This window comes from Blautia sp. AM29-29 (assembly GCF_003480555.1).
In the GTDB taxonomy this organism is placed as follows: Bacteria; Bacillota; Clostridia; order Lachnospirales; family Lachnospiraceae; genus Fusicatenibacter; species Fusicatenibacter saccharivorans.
Genome location: NZ_QUJD01000001.1, coordinates 335,268 through 353,215, shown reverse-complemented (window position 1 = coordinate 353,215; position 17,948 = coordinate 335,268). Strand labels below are relative to the sequence as shown.

Below are 17,948 nucleotides of genomic sequence, written 5' to 3'. Positions count from 1 at the left end.
TACGGTTCTTAGGGGAGGGGCTGGCAGCAATGCCAGTCTCTTACCCGACATCCACTCGGAAAAGGATATTTTGAAGCTGGTGACAACGCTGATCGCTAATACAAAAGGCGAGGGCAAGGCCGGAGACGATTTCTGGGTCAAGGCGGAAACATTGCTGTATTGCGCATTGATCGGATATATCCACTATGAAGCTCCGGTGGAGGAGCAAAACTTCTCCACCCTCATCGAGTTCATCAACGCCATGGAAGTCCGGGAGGATGACGAGGAGTTCAAAAATCCCGTAGACCTGATGTTTGATGCACTGGAATCGGAAAAGCCAAACCACTTCGCAGTGCGGCAGTATAAGAAATATAAGCTGGCAGCCGGTGTTGTATGCTCTAAAAGACTTCTTAATCAAGCGGTTGGGAAGTCTCTTAGAACACACAACCTAAAACCGAAGAAAGGAGCGCAAGTTATGAGAAAAAATGAGAAAATCACAGCTCTGTACGAACGACTGAGCCGTGATGACTTTGGCAAAGATGATGACCAACAGCGTGAGAGCAATTCCATATCCAATCAAAAGGCTATGTTGGAGGACTTCGCCGCACGGCAGGGCTTTACAAACATTGTCCATTTCACGGACGATGGTATCAGCGGCACTTGTTTTGACCGCCCCGGATTTTTAGCCATGATGAAAGAGGTTGAAGCCGGGAATGTGGAGTATCTGTGTATCAAGGACATGAGCCGCATGGGTCGTGACTATCTGAAAGTCGGTCAGATTATGGAAATTCTGCGTCAGCGTGGCGTTCGCCTTATCGCCATCAATGACGGCGTGGACAGTGCCAGAGGGGACGATGATTTTACCCCGTTCCGCAACATTATGAACGAGTATTACGCCAGAGACACCAGCCGTAAAATCCGTTCCACTTTCCAGTCCAAAGGCAAGTCCGGCAAGCACCTCACAGGCACGGTCATTTACGGCTATCTCTGGAACGAAGCCAGAGACCAATGGTTGGTTGACCCCGAAGCCGCTGATGTGGTCAAGCGCATCTTTGCCATGACGATTGAGGGCTACGGTCCGTATCAGATCGCCAGCAAGCTGAAAGAAGAAAAAGTCCTCATTCCGTCCGCTTACCTTGCCCAGCACAGCGAGGGCGTGAACAAAAACAAGACTTTCAAAGATGTGTACGGCTGGGGTTCTTCCACCATCTGCAACATTCTTGAAAAGCGTGAATATCTGGGACACACCATCAATTTCAAGACCCGAAAGCACTTCAAGGAAAAGAAAAGCCATTATGTCCCGGAGGACGAATGGACAATTTTTGAGAATACCCATGAGCCTATCATTGACCAGCAGACCTTTGACCTTGTGCAGAAAATCCGTGGAAATGTCAGACGCTACCCGGACGGCTGGGGCGAAGCAGCTCCCCTCACGGGCTTGCTCTATTGTGCCGATTGCGGCGGCAAGATGTATGTCCACCGCACCAACAACGGCAAGCGCATTTCTCAATATACCTGTTCCCAATACAGCAAAGTCCCAGTTGGAAAGCTCTGCAAGACCCAGCACCGTATCAATGAAGATGTGGTACTGTCCCTTGTCTCTGAAATGCTGAAAGCCATTGCCGAGTATGCCAAGCATGACCGAGCCGAGTTTGTCCGTGTGGTGCAGGAAGCGCAGTCCAGCCAGCAGACCACAGAGGTCAGGAAACAGCGTACACGCCTTGCCACAGCAAAGCAGAGAGTTTCCGAGCTGGAAGTCCTGCTCTGCAAAATCTATGAGGACAACATTTTAGGCAAGCTGTCCGACAGCAGATACGCCACTCTGGACGCTCAATACGAAAAGGAACAGTCCGAGCTTACCGCTGAAATCTCTGTTCTGGAAAAGGCTGTCAAGAGCTATGAGAAGCACGAAAAGGACGCTGATCGTTTTATCGCTCTGATTGACAAGTATGAGAACTTCGACAAGCTGACCATTGCTATGCTCAACGAGTTTATCGAGAAAATCCTTGTGCATGAGCGTGACCGTAAAGGCAGTATACAGACCACACAGGAGGTCGAGATTTACTTCAATTTTGTTGGGCGATTCGTTCCCCCGGCGTTTGGAGAAGCGGAGCTTACCCCGGAGGAATTAGAGGAAATCCGCAAGCGTGAGGAACGCAAGGACAGGCTTCATCAGAACTACTTGAAGCGGAAAGCCAGCGGAGCGCAGAAGCGATACGAGGACAAAATCAAGAAGCGGAAAAAGGCAGAAATTGAAGCTAAGAAAGCCGCCATTCGTGCGGAGGACATTGCAAAGGGCGTGTTCGTCCCTGTCAGCAGTTTACCGCAGAGAGAGCCGATGAAAGGAGTACAAACAGCATGAATATCACTTACACACAGAACGGAGATTATCTTATCCCGAACATCGTTATCCGCAAGACCAAGCCCATCGGACACTACGGCAGACTTCGCAAGGCGTATCTGGAAATGCACCGCCCGATACTGTTCAATGAACTGGTGCTATCCGACAAGCTCTTTGAACATTGTGCCGAGATTGACGAAGCGGCACGAAACCGCATGGAGCAGATCGTGCGGTCACTGGCAGAGCAAAACGGTGTGACTGAGCAACTGAAAGCCGATAATCAAATGGAATGGGTGCGGCAGATGAACGCTTGCAAGGCACAGGCAGAGGAGATTGTGAAAGCGGAATTGATTTATGATTGAGCGAGGAAGTCCGGGCAGAAAACTGTTCGGACTTTTCTCATATAGTCCAAAGTTGCGGTAGAACTGTTCACAAGTTTTATGGTACAATTTGAATACGAAAAGTGAGCAACAAATGGAGGCTGGCTGACACATTTGTCTGCGGGCGTGATGTCCCAATCGGAAATTTCGTCAGACCATATCTCCATTTTAAAAGAAAAGAGCAAGGCCGGATAGACCTTACTCTTACATTATGAATCGGAATTTACGAAAGAGGTACAGAACATGAAGAAAATCAGAGGATTGCGTAGCTCCGGCAGAGCCGGAACGGCAGCAGCCAGAGTCGCCCCGGAGCTGGTGGAGCCGATTTTGGAGTAAATAAAAGGGGTGATGAAATTTTGCTGGAAACAACGCAAATAAAGCAGCGTTTACCGTTTATTGATTTGATAAGAGGTATAACCATTATTGAAATGATTTCGTATCATTTCTTATGGGATTTAGTTTATCTGTATAATGCAGATATTCCATGGTATAAGTCCCACGGTGCCTATATTTGGCAGCAATCCATTTGCTGGACTTTTATTTTGCTGGCTGGGTTCAGCTGGCATTTAGGAAAAAAACACATGAAAAGGGGATTGTGGGCGTTTGGTGGTGGTGTGGTCGTTTCGCTCGTTACCGCCATAGTTCTTCCCAATGATCGGGTGCGCTACGGTGTTCTAACGCTTATTGGCAGCTGTATTTTGATATGGATTTTACTGGATAAGGTTCTGAAAAAAATCCCGGCTGGGGTTGGGGTAAGTGTTAGTTTTGTGCTATTCCTCATTCTCAGAAGTTGGACGAAGCAAGACCCTATCCAACTATCTGATAATTTGCTGAATGTTACATGGTTGAAATCGGTATTAGCTTATATTGGATTTCCGCAAGCTGGCTTTTCATCTACCGACTATTTTCCGTTGCTCCCATGGATTTTCTTATTTGCAACAGGATATTTCCTGTACAGTTTCTTACAGGAAAAGGGGCTGATTAACCGGCTATTTGGAAAATGGAAAGTTCCAGGTATTAACTTTTTAGGGAAACATTCGCTTATTATTTACATGATACACCAACCGATCTGCTATGTTGTAGCGTTCTTGGTTTCGGAGATTTTTTAATATTGAGCCGTTGATCGGTGGAGTAAACAAGAAAGGAAGCCCCCAAAAAGGGGGCTTCCTTTCTTTAATATCGGCAAATGTGTTTATTTTTGATTATCACAGTTTGTAGCCGGTGATGTATCGGTCGCTACCAACTTCGCCAGCGAAGAAATCGTTAAGGGAGCTGCAAGCGAAGAATCTCTAATACGACAGATTCAAGTTTGGCGAACTGATAAAATCCCTTTAGGAACTAAAGGGCGCACTTCTATACTCTCCTATCGGGAGTATCGTGCGTCCTGCGGAGCTTCATTCTCTGTCAGCAGAAAAAAGCTGCATGACCGAGAATGTTTCGTCACTTCGTTCCGTCAAGGTGGCTACACCCCCTTGCGCTGCTAATGCGGCTATCCCTTGTGTACTTGCCGTCCGCAAACGGTTTTGACAAACCGTTCGCCGCCAGCAAGTTTGGAAAAACAAATACCGAAAATCAGACCGTTGACTGGTCGCACTATGCGAAAAGTTGACGGTCTTTTTTTATCCCCAAAATCAAAAAAGGAGGTCAATCACAATGACAAAACCGAAAACCCTTGACCAGCTCCGAGCCGAAAAGGAACGGGCCGAGACGCAGCTTGCACAGGAACAGCACAAGCTCAACCGTCTTGAGAACAGAAAGAAATATCTGGAGAAAGGCGAAAGGCAGAAACGCACCCATCGTCTTTGCAATCTGGGCGGCACGATTGAGAGCCTTGCCCCGGAGGTCAAAGATCTCACACGCACCGAAATGACAGAGCTGATGGAACAAATCTTTTCTTTGTCCGAAGTCCAGCGAGCCGTCCGTCACATGACGATTACCCACATCAGCCAAGCAAACGGAGAAAAGGAGTTGAAAGCCGATGGCACTATTTCATCTGAGCGTCACGCAGACTAAGCGAAGCGCAGGACAGTCCGCTATCGCTTCTGCTGCCTACCGAGCCGGGGAGCGATTGTATAGCGAGTATTACGGCGAATACAGCGACTACACCCGCAAGGGCGGCGTGATCTGCTCTGACATTCTCTTGCCGTCCCATGCACCGCCAGAATACGCAGACCGCCAAACCCTATGGAACGCCGTGGAAAAAGCCGAGCGTGGAAAGAACGCCCAGCTTGCATACAGCTTTGACATTGCCTTGCAGAATGAATTTTCCCTTGAGGAAAACATCGCTCTTGCAAGGCAATTTTTATTGGAGAACTTTGTGAGCCGTGGCATGGTGGTTGACTTCGCCGTACACCAGCCAGACCGGGAGGACGGCGGCGTACCCAATCCGCATTTTCATGTGCTTTGCCCCATCCGCCCCATCGAGCAGAACGGCAAATGGGGACTAAAGCAACGCCGGGTGTATGAGCTGGACAAGGACGGCAACCGTATCCGAGACGCAGACGGAAAGTTTGTGTTCAACGCCGTTCCCACTACCGACTGGGGCAGTCCCGAAACGCTGGAACATTGGCGTGAAGCATGGGCGGAGCTATGCAATGCCAAGTTTGCGGAAAAAGGTATTGATGTTCGTATCGACCACCGGAGCTATGAGCGTCAGGGCGTGGAGCTTTTTCCCACCGTCCATGAGGGCGCAACCGTCCAGGCAATGGAGAAGAAAGGCATACGCACCGAGAAAGGCGAGTTCAACCGCTGGATCAGAGCCACCAATGCCGTTATCCGGGACATCAAGAAGAAAATCGCTCTCCTGTTTGATTGGATTGCCGAAGCAAAAGCGGAGCTTGCCAAGCCGCAGGCACCCGACCTTGTTTCGCTGCTGAGCGCCTATTACACCCAGCGCAGAGCCGGGGCATATTCGCAGAAAGGCAAGGTCAGCAATCTAAAGGAGATGAACGAGACTTTCAATTATCTCCGGGCAAACGGCATTTACTCCCTTGAAGATTTGGAAAGCCGTGTCAGCGAACACAGTGCTGCCACAGAGAGCTTGAAGAAAACGCTGGACGAACAGACCGCCCGAATGAAAGCAATTAAGCAACTCTATGACAGCTCCGCCGCTTTCCAGAACTTGAAGCCTGTCTATGACGGCTTGCAGAAAATCAAGTTTGAGAAGCCCAGAGCCAAGTACAAGGTAGAGCATGAAGCGGAACTGATACAGTTCTACGCCGCCAGACGAAAGCTGACCGAGGAGTTCCCGGACGGCAAGGTGGATATGAAAAAGCTGTCCGACGAGTATGACGAGCTGGAACAGGCACACGAAAGCACCTACGGCGAGTTTAAGGCTGTCAGAGACGATTTACACCGCCTTTGGAAGGTCAAGTCATGTGTAGATACTGCCGCCCGATTTAACGAGCGTACAGAGGAACAAAAGCTCCAAAATCGACCCCAAACACGACAGAAAAAGGAGGAACTATCCCGATGAATTATACCCAAGCGCAGATTGACCGGGCAAATGCCGTCAGTCTGGAAGATTTTCTCCGCACACAGGGAGAGACACTGATAAAAAGCGGACGAGAATACCGCTGGAAAGAACATGACAGTCTGACCGTCCGGGGAAACAAGTGGTTTCGCCACAGCCAGAGCAAGGGCGGCTATCCCATTGATTTTGTCATAGAGTTTTACGGCAAGTCCTTTCCCGAAAGCTGACAATTATCCAGGGTAATCCCGGCGAGGGCAAGACCTACTTTGCCATGCGCCTTGCGGCGGCTTGCACCAATCGAAAGCCTTTGCCCGGTATGGAGACACTTGAACCTTTCAATATCATCTATCAGACCGCCGAGGACGGTCTGGGCGATACGGTCAAGCCCCGATTGATGGAAGCAGACGTAGCCCTTGCGCTGTAATTCTTTTTCAAGTTTTCTGCGTTCTTTCTCAGAATCCTTAAGTTCGCGGTTAAGCCGGGAAGCTTCTTTAGCGATGCCACCATTGGCATTCATGCAGGCATCTTTCCAGGCTTTGATCTGCTCGATATAAAGACCTTTTTTACGGGCATACTCGGCAAGTTCCGTTTCATTCATACCTGCTGTTTCAACAACAACTAAAAATTTATCCTGTGTACTCCAGTCATCAGGAACAGCATCCGTACCAGGAGCAGCATAGCCTTCCTTTCTGGCTTTATCCCGCCAGTTACGAAGTGTCTGTTCAGAGATTCCTTCTTCTCTGGATATCTTGGTAATAGATTCATTGTTTGGTGGAAGCATCCTCCTGAGGAGTGCATCCTTTAATTCTGGACTATCCTTTCGACATTTGCCCTGTCTCTTTTTTTGCCAATACCATAGACAGTTTTCTTTCATTTGCTGTTGTCTCCAATCTCCATACACTGATATGGATAAAGCCTGCCAAGTATCATGCTGATACAGCACCCGGCAGTGCTTTCTGAAAATATGGTTTCTCTGTACTTTTTCTTATCACCCCAGAGATGTAGGATTTCTCACAGGCGGCAGTGTGCTTCACTGCTCCATTGGAAGTTGTCACTCTGTCAGTCGATTCTCCTCGCCCCAGACACAGAGCTGATCCAGCACAGTCATCAGCGTTTTTCCTCGTTCCGAAAGCGTATATTCCACCTTCGGCGGAATCTGCGGATACTCGGTGCGGACGATCAGTTTATCCGCTTCCAGCTCCTTGACAGTCTACATCTGCATTTTTAAAAATATGCGTTTCAAGATTTTTTGAAAGTAAGCGCAAAATAATTCGACGGATTGTGTTGCCCTAAAAATCAATTCATAATAATCATTAGAGAATGCAAGCATTTCACTTCATTTTCTCTTGCTTGAAATGATAGATGCGAGCATTTTACTCTATTCAAGTTATCCCTGTGTGTTAGGATAGTTGTCAGTGAAAGATAATTACTTTTGTGGTAGTATGTAGCTATCACAGGAAGGGAGCTTTCGCTATGAACTATGACGAAGAAGGCGATGGATAAACTGATTACAAGGAAGGAAGCAGCCAGTATACTGGGAATCAGCGTAAAAACACTGGATGCTGTAAGAACAGACGGTTTGATCTCCTATGTTCAGTATGTGGAAAACGGCTGCTGATGCAGTCAGCACAGATTAGGATGACAACGCTGATTGACTATACATCAAAAGTGAAGAACTTGGCTTTGTTGGCAGTAGTCTACCAGAATTTTTCATTACAGTGTTTTGCTAAAGGAATCCGATGGAGCTATACCCTGGATTTTTCTGTATTCTCTGGGTGACATTTTGACTATAGACTGAAAAGCGCTTGAAAATTTCCCCTGGGTTTGGTAGCCTACCTGGGAAGCAATATCCGCGATAGTGTCATTTGTTTCCCGTAATAATTTCATAGCCTGACGCACTCGAAATTCCTTCATATAGGTGGCGATAGGCTGGCCGTAGACTGCCTTGAATATCTCCTTTAGAGTGGAGGTATTTATCAAATACTGTTTGGAAAGTTCTGCGATCGTAAATCGTTGATCCAAGTGCTCTGTCAACTGTTGATGAATTTCTTTTATCAATTCGGTTTGCTGGGAGAAGTATTGAGTCAATTCTTTATGCTCCGATTTCATGTTGCTCAAATAAATCAAAATTTCCAGCACCTTCAATTTCAAGAGGGAAATTCGAACGGATACAGGAGCAGAAAAGAGTGGGGCAAAAATGTGCTCTAAATCGGAACAGGACGGGATTGCGGATGGCTTTCCGGAGCAAAATCGATCCCGTAACTGGTCTGCCTCCACACCGGCATTCTTTAAAACTTCCGGGCAAATGGAAGAGAGCTGTTTCAGATCCACGGAAATGGAAATTCCCTCTGCATATCCTAGGGGAAACATCATGGCGGAATCCGCGCAGCAGGCCATACTGTGTGCTGTCACATCACCTGTACCTAAATAGACGGCAGTACCGTCTTGCATATTCCAACCCACGCGACCACTGCGACAATAGTAAATTTCTAAAACAGAATCCGAAGCATCATGCTGAAACTTGATCTCTGAAGCAAGAAAAACATTGAAGGATACCTCTATTCCAGGAAAAGTTTCATATGCCTCCATAACCCCTTTTCCAGCGGTAACCGCTCGAAACTGTTCTCCAAAGAGTGTGGTACCCGTTCCGCCAGCACGGCAATGCTTCAAGGCGAGTGTGCCGTTTGGAATCTTTTGAAATTTTTGAGCGATAACTTTGGATTCTTCTTTTTTCATGGCGTTCCTTTTTGTTTTTCTACTTGCGACGGACAGGCGATTTTTACAAGCCACTCAATCATGTGATGGAAATTTCGGGCCTGCTCGGTATCGGCCGCTTTATAATAGACCTCTTTTCCGTCCCGGCGGCTAACGATCAGACCTGCTGATTTCAACTGCTTGAGATGGTGAGAAACTGCAGGACTGCTCATATTTACCATGGCTGAAAGATTGATAACACATTCCTCACAGTGGCAAAGCAACCAAAAAATGCGAATACGGCTGCCATCCCCCAGCTGCTTGAAAATATCAGCTACGGTTTGAAAGTTTTCTACGCGGGGCATATGTTCCAGTTCCTGCTCGATAGTTTGTCCGTGGTCGTGTGGTAAGGGGTTCTGAATCATTTAGCACTCCTCCTTAAAGTCTATCTTACCATAGGCTGAAGGAAAAAGAAACTTTACTTCTGAAATATTTCTGGTTCAGGACCAGCGTCATGGGTGTAATCCAAGATACGGACACCATCACCTATCTCTTTCTGCACCAGCTCCCGCATACGTTTGGCAAAAGGACAGGGGTAACCAATGGGAGTCATGTGATATTGTTCCAGCACATCTTTCAACGTGATTCCTTGCATTCTTTGTTCCGCTGTTTTTTGAATGTCCAAGTAAAAATCCCGCAGCACCAGTTGAATATTTACACCCACGCCACAGGCAGGATTGGTGTGGATGTCCTGATGGAGCAGGGGCTTGTTGCCCTCTACTGCCCGATAGGCATCCAGCAGAGTGATTTTCTCCGGCCCACGAGCCAGAGCGGGGCGGGGATGTCCCTTCACGCTGACCAGCAGTCCTCCCTTCCGCAGGGCGGACATGAGCTGGCGCACATAGGCAGGATTCGTCTGAATGCTCTCTGCCAGCTTGTTACTGGTCAGGTCGCAGTCTGGGTACAGAGCGATAAAAGCCAGAATATGAACAGCATCGCTAAGGCGGGTAGAATATTTCATAGCCTGATCTCCTTTTTTACTTTGATGTTATTTTTATTATAACAACATATTGACAGTGACGCAAGAGGATGCTAAAATAATTTGAAGTAAGAATAAAAATAACACCCACTTGAAAGGAATGGTGACAATGAACTTCTATGATGATCTGGTCATGCAGACCCAGATGAATTATTCCAGGCACTATCATATCTATGCTTCCGGCGGTACGCCTTATCAGCTGACTGACAAAAAGCCGCTGCCGTATAGCGAACAGATCCATCGTTTGGTACAGGAGGTAAAGGAAGCTGACTGTGTGGTAGTGGGCGGGGCCTCCGGCCTGTCCGCTGCCGGTGGTGGAGATTTTTACTACGAGGACAACGACTCTTACCGCAAATACTTCCGCCCTTTTGCCGAGAAGTACCACTTCAAAGGTGCTTTTGCAGGGATGATGCACCCCTGGAAGACAAGGGAAGAGTATTGGGGGTATCTCGCCACATTCCTTCACACCACCCAGACCGCACCTGTGCGTCATTCCTATTTGGATTTAGACGCTTTGCTGAAAGGCAAGGACTTCTTCATCCTCACCACGAACCAGGATACCCAGTTTGTCAAACTCTACCCGGAGGAGAAGGTGGCAGAGATCCAGGGAGATCACCGGTTCTTCCAGTGTGCCGCCTGCTGTACCGATGACACCTGGGATGCGGTAAAGCCAGTGGCTGATATGGTGGCCGCTATGGGGGATGGCACGAAGATTCCCACGGATCTCATTCCCCGGTGCCCTCACTGCGGCGGAGAGGCTTTCCCCTGGGTGCGAGGATATGGGAATTTCCTGCAAGGAAAGAAGTATGAAGAACAGTACGAAAAAATTTCTCGCTACGTACTGGAACACAAAGACAGCAAAATTCTGTTCCTGGAGTTGGGCGTTGGTCGAATGACTCCCATGTTTATCCAAGAACCTTTCTGGAACATGACCCTCAGCTTTCCCCATGCTCGATATATTGCTGTCAACAACAAGTATAACTTCCTGCCCAAGCAGTTGGAGGACAAGGGCATGACCATTGTGGCCGACATTGCTCAAGTGCTACGGGATGCACGGGATACCATGGACAGCGGAGATAACGATCGATGAGGGGTGGAAACCAAGCGACGCTTCAGGAACTTGCTGAGCGTATTGATCAAGCAGATGCCGTTGTGATCGGAGGCGGCTCCGGCCTGTCAAGCGCGGCTGGATACGACCACTACCATTGGTCCCCGGCACTTTCGGAGGCATTGGCTCCCTTTCGCGAACAGTATGGCTTTACCTCTCCGCTGGCTGGATTCTACCATTGCTTTTCCAGCTATGGGGAACAGTGGGGGTATTACAGTCAATATATTCGCTTCATGTGGGAAGCCCCTACTGGGCAGCCCTATCTGGACCTGCAGGCGCTTGTTGCGGACAAACCTGCTTTTGTTCTGACCACCAATGTGGATCAGCAGTTTTTTCGAGTATTTCCCCAGAAACAAATTTGCGCCTTTCAGGGAGACTTTAGCTACTGCCAATGCAGTCAGCCCTGCCGGGATGATATTGGGGAAAACCGCGAACTGGTGAAGGAACTGACTGGTTGCCTGGCAGGTGTTCGCCTGCCGGAGGAGGCTGTTCCTCGTTGCCCGGATTGCGGGCGGGTGCTGGTGCCCTGGGTACGAGATGATACCTTTCTGGAGGGAACCTTCTGGCAGGATAGTCTGCATCGCTACCATAGATTCCTGCGACACTGGATAATGGATCAGTCCGACAAAAAAGTCCTGCTGTTGGAACTTGGCGTGGGTGAGATGACACCCAGTATCATCAAATTGCCCTTCTGGGAACTTACTGCCAAAAACGAAAACGTCTTTTATGCATGTCTTAATCGAGAGGCAGCTCATAGGCCAGAGCATCTGCGGGGACGTAGCCTGTATCTGCAAGGAGATTTGGCGGAAACTCTGGCTGCCCTCCGGCAGGAGCGATCCATCGCAGCAACCATAAAATAGAAAGGAGCGAACGAATATGATTGATTGGAACCCTATTGCGAAAAAATTCAGAGAAGCGGACGCTATCCTGATCGGAGCCAGTAACGGCCTGTCCATCACCGAAGGACTGCATTTGTTTGCGGACAATGCGACTTTTGAAAGACTGTTTGGAGATTTCAAACAAAAATACGGCTTACATTGTATTTTGCAGGGCATGATGGCCGGATGGCCCAGCGAGGAGGAAAAATGGGCCTTCTGGGCCCGGCTCATCCATCGTTACTGTGGGCAGTACCAGCCTACGCCGGTGATGAACGATTTGAAGGCCATTGTAGGAGAAAAAGATTACTTTGTCGTCACATCAAACGGAGAAGGTCACTTTGAACTGTGTGGCTTCGATCCGACGAAAATCTATGAGATTGAGGGCAACTGGATTACTATGCAGTGTGCCCGCCCCTGCCACGATACCCTCTATTCAAGTTTAGAGGTGGCCGAAAAATTATCGGCTGCCGAACAGGGCGGCCATGTGCCTACAGAGTTGGTGCCGCGTTGTCCCAAGTGCGGAGGTCCCATGGACATCCACATGGGCGCGGGTCAGAGAATGATCCCGGATGCCGCTGCCCAGGCACGGTTCCAAAACTTTCTGAAAACCTACCACGGAAAGAAACTGGTGGTTCTGGAGCTGGGCATTGGCTGGCGCAATCAGCTGATCAAGGCCCCGATGATGCGCCTGGTGGCCGGCGAGCCAAACGCCACTTATGTGACCCTCAATCTTGGTGAGATCTACATTGCGGACAATATCAAAGAGAAGTCCTTCGGACTGGACGGGCGGCTGGATGAGCTGCTGCCTGCTCTCCGGGAGGCGTGTGAGGTATGACGATTTCGGAGCAGGTTCAAAATGACTATACAAATGCATAAACTCTCATGAATCAGGTTGCTTCCTGAATCCTTTGCAGCAGTAGAGAATGCATAAAAAGCCGGGAAGTTGACTCAAATTGTCAATGCCTCCCGGCTATTATCAGGCAGATATTAATATAGTTAGAATCATGGTATATATTTCATTCCCCATTGGGAAATGGCGTAAAAGACCGGCAGCAGGTCCCGCCCTTTTTCGGTGAGGGAGTACTCCACTCGCAGAGGCATTTCATTATATTGGATACGCTGAACCAATTCGTCCGCTTCCAGCTCTTTCAGCGCGTTGGTCAGAGCTGTGTTGGTAATGGGTTTGAGAACTTTTTTCAGTTCCCCAAACCGCATAGGACACTTGATGCACAGTTCATAGAGAATTTGGAGTTTCCATTTGCCCTGCAGCATTTGAACCACCGGCGTGACCGGGCAGTTTCCCTCGCCGGTTAGAATGACACTGCCAACCTTTTCTTTGAATTCTTCATAAGTCATAATTGGATCGTTCCTCGTCTTTTGCAGTATATTTTTTGATACCAGGTATAAATAATTTGCGTACTTGAACAAAAATTACTATCAGATATAATAAATATATCACTGGTTGGCCATGCAGTCAACGACTGAAATTTCTCAGAAAGGTCTGAATGATATGAAAGAACTGAACATTATGGAGGCTACTGTTCTGACCTCCCCCAATCCGCTGACATTGATCTGCTCTAAAAAGGAGGATGGTTCTACGAACCTGGCTCCCATTTGCTTTGTGTCTTACCTCTCCTTCAATCCGCCTATGGTGGGTTTCGCCACTGGCAAACAGTCCCACACCGGCAAGCGTGTGCGTGAGACCGGCAAAGTCATTGTCACTGTTCCCTGTGAGAGTCTGGCAGGCGCAGTAATGGCCTGCGGAGCATCTACCGGTGCCGAGACCGACAAGGTGGCCGCCAACAACATCGAGATGATGGCTGTGGATGGCAGTGATATCCAGATTCCGGTGGATACTCGTCTGGCGATGGTGGCCACCCTGCAGCAGTCGGTGGAAGTTGGCGACCATATCCTGCACATCTGTCAGGTGGACAAGTTCCTGGGCGATGAGGACAAGAAGGGGCTGTATGCCTGGAACGGCTTCGGGAAAGTTGCACCTGCGGCAGAAGGCTAAATCTTAAAACGGTAAGGAGGCATCAGCGGTGGCCGTTTGTATTAAATTGAGTGGATCGTCATTGGGACTGAGACCGGACATAGGAAGGGCAAAGCCGTATCGAAACCGGAATGGGTGTGGAACCTGACACATCAGGCCCATGAGCTTGGCATCCCTGTATTTATGAAGGAAGATCTGCTTCCTATCATGGGAGAGGCACAGATGGTACAAGAATTTCCCCCCGGCTTTTTACCGGGTATTGGAGGAACAGAAGACGTGGCAGAAGTGAGAGAGAGCAGCATTCTGATTCAGGATGTAGAAACCAAAAATATTATGACAAAATCCACCCTGCCGGTGGGCGGCTATTCCGTCAATCCTTATGTGGGCTGTACCCATGGCTGCAAATACTGCTACGCCTCGTTTATGAAGCGATTTACCGGGCACACCGAACCGTGGGGTACATTCCTGGATGTGAAACATTGGCCAGCAATCAAAAATCCGCAAAAGTACAAAGGGCAACGCGTAGTCATCGGTTCTGTGACCGATGGCTATCTGCCCCAGGAGGCTCAGTTTCAGAACACCCGAAAGCTTCTTGAACAGTTCCGGGGCAGCGAGGCGGAAATTCTCATCTGCACCAAGTCAGACTTGGTAATCCGTGACATCGATCTTCTGAAAGAACTGGGAAAGGTCACGGTCTCTTGGTCGATCAATACGCTGGACGAGGATTTCAAAAACGATATGGACAATGCCGTCAGCATCAAGCGACGGCTGGATGCCATGAAGCAGATCTATGATGCGGGCATTCGCACCGTCTGCTTTATTGCCCCTGTCTTTCCGGGTATCACGGATTTTGAGGCTATCTTCCATCAGGTCAGAAATCAATGCGACCTGATATGGCTAGAAAATCTAAACCTGCGAGGCGGATTCAAAAAAGACATCATGGACTATATTTGTAAAAAATATCCTGACTTGGTTCCGCTGTACGACGCTATCTACAACAAGAGAGACAGAAGCTACTTCCGTGGTTTGGAGGATCAAGCGGAACGGCTGGCGAAAGAAAACAGCTGTCCCTTCGTGGACAACGAGCTGCCCTACGGACGAGCAGAGCCTGGGCACCCGGTCATTGTGGATTACTTTTACCATGAGGAAGTGCGTGGCTCGGAAAACACCGGGCGACGCAACCCACAAAAATAATTTGTGAAATAAATGGGTTCTGACATGGAGCTGTGCTTCAATGTCAGAACCTTTTTTAGCACTGTTTACCCATTCAGAAGTTTTCTTATCCCTCTTGGAAGGACTTGTACTCCGTCCATTGTTTTTCGATTTTCCCCGCTCTACAATGTAGACAGAACGATTAAATGATAGGTGTTTATCAAGTTTTACATAAAATTATATTACCGGTAAGCATACGATGAGCAGATGTTTTTTATTGCCTTTCGAGTATAGATACGTTAAAATATACTTATTAAGCATGATGAATTTGGGAGGTATTTTTCGTGGAAATTAGAGTTCTTCGATATTTTCTGACTGTAGTAAGGGAAGAAAGTATCACAAAAGCCTCAGAAGTTTTACATATCACGCAGCCGACACTTTCACGTCAGCTTGCACAGATGGAGGAAGATATTGGTGTAAAGCTGTTTGATAGAGGGACACGGAAAATCAAATTGACAAATGAAGGAATACTTCTTCGCCGTCGTGCGGAAGAAATTTTGCAGCTTGTAGATAAGACAGAAAAAGAATTAGTGGAGCAAGAGGAACAGGTGGAAGGTAAAATTTCCATTGGGTGTGGAGAAATTGCTGCTGTACAACTTCTTCCTAAAATAATTGAGTCCTTTCGTCGGAAATATCCCCGTGTTACTTTTGACATTTTTACAGCCACAGCAGATTTGGTAAAGGAACAAATGGAGAAGGGACTACTGGATATTGGTTTGCTTCTTGAGCCGGTTGATATGGAAAAATATGAATTTATTCGCTTGAATATAAGGGAAAAATGGGTGGTTCTGATGAAATCGGATGATCCACTCTCCAAGAAAGAAACGGTAAGCGCAAAAGATTTGTCTGTACTGCCTTTGATTCTTCCTAGGCGTATGAATGTGCAGAGTGAGTTGGCAAGTTGGTTTGGCAACTACTATGAGAAACTGGATATTGTTTTTACCAGCAATTTAAGTACGAACAGCGCAATTATGGTGAATGGAGGCTTGGCATATTCATTGGTGATTGAAGGGGCTGTACCGTTCTGGAATCAATCAAAGGTTACATTCAGACCGCTTGATCCGCCACTTACAGCAACAAGTGTATTAGCATGGAAACGTGGTCAGCCGTTTAGCTTAGCAACCACAAAATTCATCAAACATATTCAATGCTTTTTAGGCATGGACAAACCATAAAAACTAAGTATTTGATATAATTCAATTAGAAAATTATAATATAGGTGTAGAGATAAAGCAAACAGCTTTAATTTCTGCACCTATATTTTTTATTGAGGAGGGAGTGCCATTTCATGAAACCGGATTATGATTCCCGTATAAACGCCGGATTAAGCAAAGAAGAAATCGCAAAAATTTCAGGATGCGAAGATCAAGAAATGCAGATAAGGATGTTGCGAAAATATCGGTACAAATTGCTTGATGAGGTACATGAAAAGCAGCAGTCACTTGATGCAATCGATTATATGATCTGTAAAACAAAAAAATAACAATAAGAGGAGGAAAAGGCGTGAATCAGCAAACAACTCTGTTTTCAAACGAGAAGTTGATGGCTATGATTATTCCCCTGTTTTTAGAGCAGCTGCTGATAATGCTTGTAGGGATGGCGGACACACTGGTGGTCAGCTACGCAGGAGAAGTGGCAGTATCCGGTGTTTCACTGGTAAATCAGTTCAATACTATTTTTATTTATCTGTTTACAGCATTGGCATCTGGAGGGGCGGTTGTGATCAGCCAGTATATTGGTAGAAAGAAAAATGATGACGCTGGAGAATCCGCCAGTCAGCTTCTTTCATTTTCTGCGATTTTTTCCATACTGATCGTAGTGATGGTTCTAATTGGAAATGAAGGGATGCTTCGTCTGATGTTCGGTAAAGTGGAAGATTCTGTGATGCACTCTTGTATTACATACCTTAGGATTTCTGCATATTCCTATCCGGCATTGGCGGTTTACAATGCTGGCGCTGCCCTTTTTCGCAGTATTGGAAAAACCAGTGTGACCATGTATTTGTCGGTAATTTCCAATATCATCAATGTTATTGGAAATTTCATTGGTGTACTTGTTTTGCGTGCAGGTGTTGCAGGTGTTGCATACCCTTCACTGATCGCTCGGACATTTTCAGCCGTGATGATTACAGTACTTTGTTTTCAGAGAAAAAATGAAGTGTTCTATCGCTGCAAGTGGATTTTCCGGTGGAATGTGGATTTCATGAAACAAATTCTAAAAATCGCTATTCCAAATGGGATGGAAAACGGTATATTCCAGTTAGTCAAAGTAGCATTAAGCGGTATCGTTGCACTTTTTGGAACATATCAGATTGCTGCAAATGGTGTTGCACAAAGTATCTGGTCATTGGCTGCGCTGGCGGGAGTCGCTATGGGTCCCGTATTTATAACGGTCATTGGACAGTGTATGGGAAATGGGGATGCAGATGCTGCGGAGCATTATTTTAAGAGATTGACAAGAATCACATTGCTGATTTCATCGGCATGGAATCTTTTGATTTTTCTTCTGACTCCATTCTTTATGAAATTTTATGCTTTGCAGCCGGAGACCAAACGGCTTGTAATCTGGCTGGTTTTAATCCATAACGTGTTTAATGCAGCAGCATATCCCTTTTCCGGTGCGCTTAGTAATGGGCTGCGGGCAGCGGGTGATGTGAAATTTACCATGTATGTTTCGGTTATCTCCACGATAGCGGTGCGTCTGCTTTTATCATGGCTCTTGGGAATTGTTTTGAAAATGGGCGTGATCGGGATTGCTATTGCAATGGTTTGTGACTGGAGCATTCGGGCGGTCATTTTCTTCTGGAGGCAGAAGTCCGGAAAATGGAAAACATTTCAGGTGATATAGATTCA

Annotated in this window: 18 protein-coding genes and 3 pseudogenes; 15 read left to right on the top strand and 6 right to left on the bottom strand. The window is 47.3% G+C overall.

From position 1 onward, the window contains the following. From DW769_RS01665 to DW769_RS01635, 6 genes and pseudogenes are all read left to right on the top strand, one after another. The coding region (locus DW769_RS01665) for a DUF4368 domain-containing protein (RefSeq protein WP_243105401.1) at positions 1 to 2,341 on the top strand (2,341 nt) is incomplete at its 5' end. Then, entirely contained in the window at positions 2,338 to 2,682 is a 345-nt protein-coding gene (locus DW769_RS01660) for a TnpV protein (protein WP_117800753.1), read from the top strand. The genes DW769_RS01665 and DW769_RS01660, both read left to right, overlap by 4 nt. A gap of 374 nt (positions 2,683 to 3,056) precedes the next feature. After that, positions 3,057 to 3,809: a heparan-alpha-glucosaminide N-acetyltransferase gene (locus DW769_RS01655; protein WP_117509146.1), complete on the top strand. Its 753-nt coding sequence runs from the start codon at positions 3,057 to 3,059 to the stop codon at positions 3,807 to 3,809. Between the two features lie 544 nt (positions 3,810 to 4,353). Then, positions 4,354 to 4,713, top strand: a complete 360-nt coding sequence (locus DW769_RS01645; RefSeq protein ID WP_117509145.1) for a DUF3847 domain-containing protein — start codon at positions 4,354 to 4,356, stop codon at positions 4,711 to 4,713. Next, complete coding sequence (gene mobQ, locus DW769_RS01640; protein WP_118749874.1) at positions 4,679 to 6,175, top strand: MobQ family relaxase; 1,497 nt, start codon at positions 4,679 to 4,681, stop codon at positions 6,173 to 6,175. Before DW769_RS01645 ends, mobQ begins: the two co-directional genes overlap by 35 nt. Continuing rightward, positions 6,172 to 6,587 (top strand): annotated as a pseudogene (locus tag DW769_RS01635) (AAA family ATPase); the annotation flags it as partial. The gene mobQ and the pseudogene DW769_RS01635, both read left to right, overlap by 4 nt. A gap of 258 nt (positions 6,588 to 6,845) precedes the next feature. Here DW769_RS01635 and DW769_RS17030 read toward each other — a convergent pair. Together DW769_RS17030 and DW769_RS01620 are read right to left on the bottom strand one after the other, a co-directional pair. Beyond that, a pseudogene (locus tag DW769_RS17030) lies at positions 6,846 to 7,046 on the bottom strand (transposase); the annotation flags it as partial. A 177-nt stretch (positions 7,047 to 7,223) separates the two neighbouring features. After that, positions 7,224 to 7,379 (bottom strand): annotated as a pseudogene (locus tag DW769_RS01620) (winged helix-turn-helix transcriptional regulator); the annotation flags it as partial. A 273-nt stretch (positions 7,380 to 7,652) separates the two neighbouring features. Here DW769_RS01620 and DW769_RS01610 point away from each other — a divergent pair. Beyond that, positions 7,653 to 7,790, top strand: coding sequence for a hypothetical protein (locus DW769_RS01610; protein WP_442857661.1), 138 nt, complete (start codon positions 7,653 to 7,655; stop codon positions 7,788 to 7,790). Between the two features lie 95 nt (positions 7,791 to 7,885). On the opposite strand, the gene DW769_RS01605 is transcribed toward DW769_RS01610, so the two are convergent. From DW769_RS01605 to DW769_RS01595, 3 genes are read right to left on the bottom strand one after another with little or no spacing between them, the layout of a single operon-like run. After that, positions 7,886 to 8,908, bottom strand: coding sequence for a helix-turn-helix domain-containing protein (locus tag DW769_RS01605; protein ID WP_118666326.1), 1,023 nt, complete (start codon positions 8,906 to 8,908; stop codon positions 7,886 to 7,888). Continuing rightward, positions 8,905 to 9,291, bottom strand: a complete 387-nt coding sequence (locus DW769_RS01600) for an ArsR/SmtB family transcription factor (protein WP_118594675.1) — start codon at positions 9,289 to 9,291, stop codon at positions 8,905 to 8,907. Before DW769_RS01600 ends, DW769_RS01605 begins: the two co-directional genes overlap by 4 nt. A 53-nt stretch (positions 9,292 to 9,344) precedes the next feature. Beyond that, a complete protein-coding gene (locus DW769_RS01595) occupies positions 9,345 to 9,887 on the bottom strand; it encodes an Rrf2 family transcriptional regulator (protein ID WP_243105400.1) in 543 nt (180 codons plus the stop codon). A gap of 127 nt (positions 9,888 to 10,014) precedes the next feature. Between DW769_RS01595 and DW769_RS01590 the strand changes: the two genes are divergently transcribed. Genes DW769_RS01590 through DW769_RS01580 form a run of 3 tightly spaced genes read left to right on the top strand, consistent with a single transcriptional unit; the run spans position 10,015 to position 12,726 of the window. Next, positions 10,015 to 10,995, top strand: coding sequence for an NAD-dependent protein deacetylase (locus DW769_RS01590; RefSeq protein WP_199688462.1), 981 nt, complete (start codon positions 10,015 to 10,017; stop codon positions 10,993 to 10,995). Continuing rightward, positions 10,992 to 11,873 (top strand): NAD-dependent protein deacetylase, SIR2 family, encoded by an 882-nt coding sequence (locus DW769_RS01585; RefSeq protein ID WP_118749872.1) that lies wholly within the window; start codon positions 10,992 to 10,994, stop codon positions 11,871 to 11,873. The genes DW769_RS01590 and DW769_RS01585 overlap by 4 nt, the downstream gene beginning before the upstream one ends. Before the next feature lie 16 nt (positions 11,874 to 11,889). After that, a complete protein-coding gene (locus tag DW769_RS01580; protein ID WP_118749871.1) occupies positions 11,890 to 12,726 on the top strand; it encodes an NAD-dependent protein deacetylase, SIR2 family in 837 nt (278 codons plus the stop codon). Positions 12,727 to 12,893: 167 nt separating this feature from the next. Here the strand turns inward: DW769_RS01580 and DW769_RS01575 are convergent, their stop codons facing one another. After that, positions 12,894 to 13,247, bottom strand: coding sequence for a winged helix-turn-helix transcriptional regulator (locus tag DW769_RS01575; RefSeq protein ID WP_055187091.1), 354 nt, complete (start codon positions 13,245 to 13,247; stop codon positions 12,894 to 12,896). Positions 13,248 to 13,401: 154 nt separating this feature from the next. Between DW769_RS01575 and DW769_RS01570 the strand changes: the two genes are divergently transcribed. The 5 genes from DW769_RS01570 (at position 13,402) to DW769_RS01550 (ending at position 17,943) form a co-directional block, all read left to right on the top strand. Next, complete coding sequence (locus DW769_RS01570) at positions 13,402 to 13,905, top strand: flavin reductase family protein (RefSeq protein WP_118639930.1); 504 nt, start codon at positions 13,402 to 13,404, stop codon at positions 13,903 to 13,905. Positions 13,906 to 14,160: 255 nt separating this feature from the next. Further along, positions 14,161 to 15,078 carry a radical SAM mobile pair protein B gene (locus tag DW769_RS01565; protein WP_118749879.1) on the top strand — a complete coding sequence of 306 codons (918 nt, stop codon included), beginning with the start codon at positions 14,161 to 14,163 and terminating at the stop codon, positions 15,076 to 15,078. 302 nt (positions 15,079 to 15,380) lie between these two features. Further along, entirely contained in the window at positions 15,381 to 16,271 is an 891-nt protein-coding gene (locus DW769_RS01560) for a LysR family transcriptional regulator (protein WP_022462480.1), read from the top strand. 113 nt (positions 16,272 to 16,384) lie between these two features. Next, positions 16,385 to 16,579 carry a DUF4224 domain-containing protein gene (locus DW769_RS01555; RefSeq protein WP_022462481.1) on the top strand — a complete coding sequence of 65 codons (195 nt, stop codon included), beginning with the start codon at positions 16,385 to 16,387 and terminating at the stop codon, positions 16,577 to 16,579. A gap of 20 nt (positions 16,580 to 16,599) precedes the next feature. Further along, complete coding sequence (locus DW769_RS01550; protein WP_055218315.1) at positions 16,600 to 17,943, top strand: MATE family efflux transporter; 1,344 nt, start codon at positions 16,600 to 16,602, stop codon at positions 17,941 to 17,943. Positions 17,944 to 17,948 lie beyond the last annotated feature (5 nt).

What these genes read in the sequence shown, in the direction of transcription:
- DW769_RS01660 (WP_117800753.1), top strand. Translation starts at nt 2,338, where the DNA reads ATGAATATCACTTACACACAGAACGGAGATTATCTTATCCCGAACATC.
- DW769_RS01645 (WP_117509145.1), top strand. Translation starts at nt 4,354, where the DNA reads ATGACAAAACCGAAAACCCTTGACCAGCTCCGAGCCGAAAAGGAACGG.
- mobQ (WP_118749874.1), top strand. Translation starts at nt 4,679, where the DNA reads ATGGCACTATTTCATCTGAGCGTCACGCAGACTAAGCGAAGCGCAGGA.
- DW769_RS01610 (WP_442857661.1), top strand. Translation starts at nt 7,653, where the DNA reads ATGACGAAGAAGGCGATGGATAAACTGATTACAAGGAAGGAAGCAGCC.
- DW769_RS01605 (WP_118666326.1), bottom strand. Translation starts at nt 8,908, where the DNA reads ATGAAAAAAGAAGAATCCAAAGTTATCGCTCAAAAATTTCAAAAGATT.
- DW769_RS01600 (WP_118594675.1), bottom strand. Translation starts at nt 9,291, where the DNA reads ATGATTCAGAACCCCTTACCACACGACCACGGACAAACTATCGAGCAG.
- DW769_RS01595 (WP_243105400.1), bottom strand. Translation starts at nt 9,887, where the DNA reads ATGAAATATTCTACCCGCCTTAGCGATGCTGTTCATATTCTGGCTTTT.
- DW769_RS01590 (WP_199688462.1), top strand. Translation starts at nt 10,015, where the DNA reads ATGAACTTCTATGATGATCTGGTCATGCAGACCCAGATGAATTATTCC.
- DW769_RS01585 (WP_118749872.1), top strand. Translation starts at nt 10,992, where the DNA reads ATGAGGGGTGGAAACCAAGCGACGCTTCAGGAACTTGCTGAGCGTATT.
- DW769_RS01580 (WP_118749871.1), top strand. Translation starts at nt 11,890, where the DNA reads ATGATTGATTGGAACCCTATTGCGAAAAAATTCAGAGAAGCGGACGCT.
- DW769_RS01575 (WP_055187091.1), bottom strand. Translation starts at nt 13,247, where the DNA reads ATGACTTATGAAGAATTCAAAGAAAAGGTTGGCAGTGTCATTCTAACC.
- DW769_RS01570 (WP_118639930.1), top strand. Translation starts at nt 13,402, where the DNA reads ATGAAAGAACTGAACATTATGGAGGCTACTGTTCTGACCTCCCCCAAT.
- DW769_RS01555 (WP_022462481.1), top strand. Translation starts at nt 16,385, where the DNA reads ATGAAACCGGATTATGATTCCCGTATAAACGCCGGATTAAGCAAAGAA.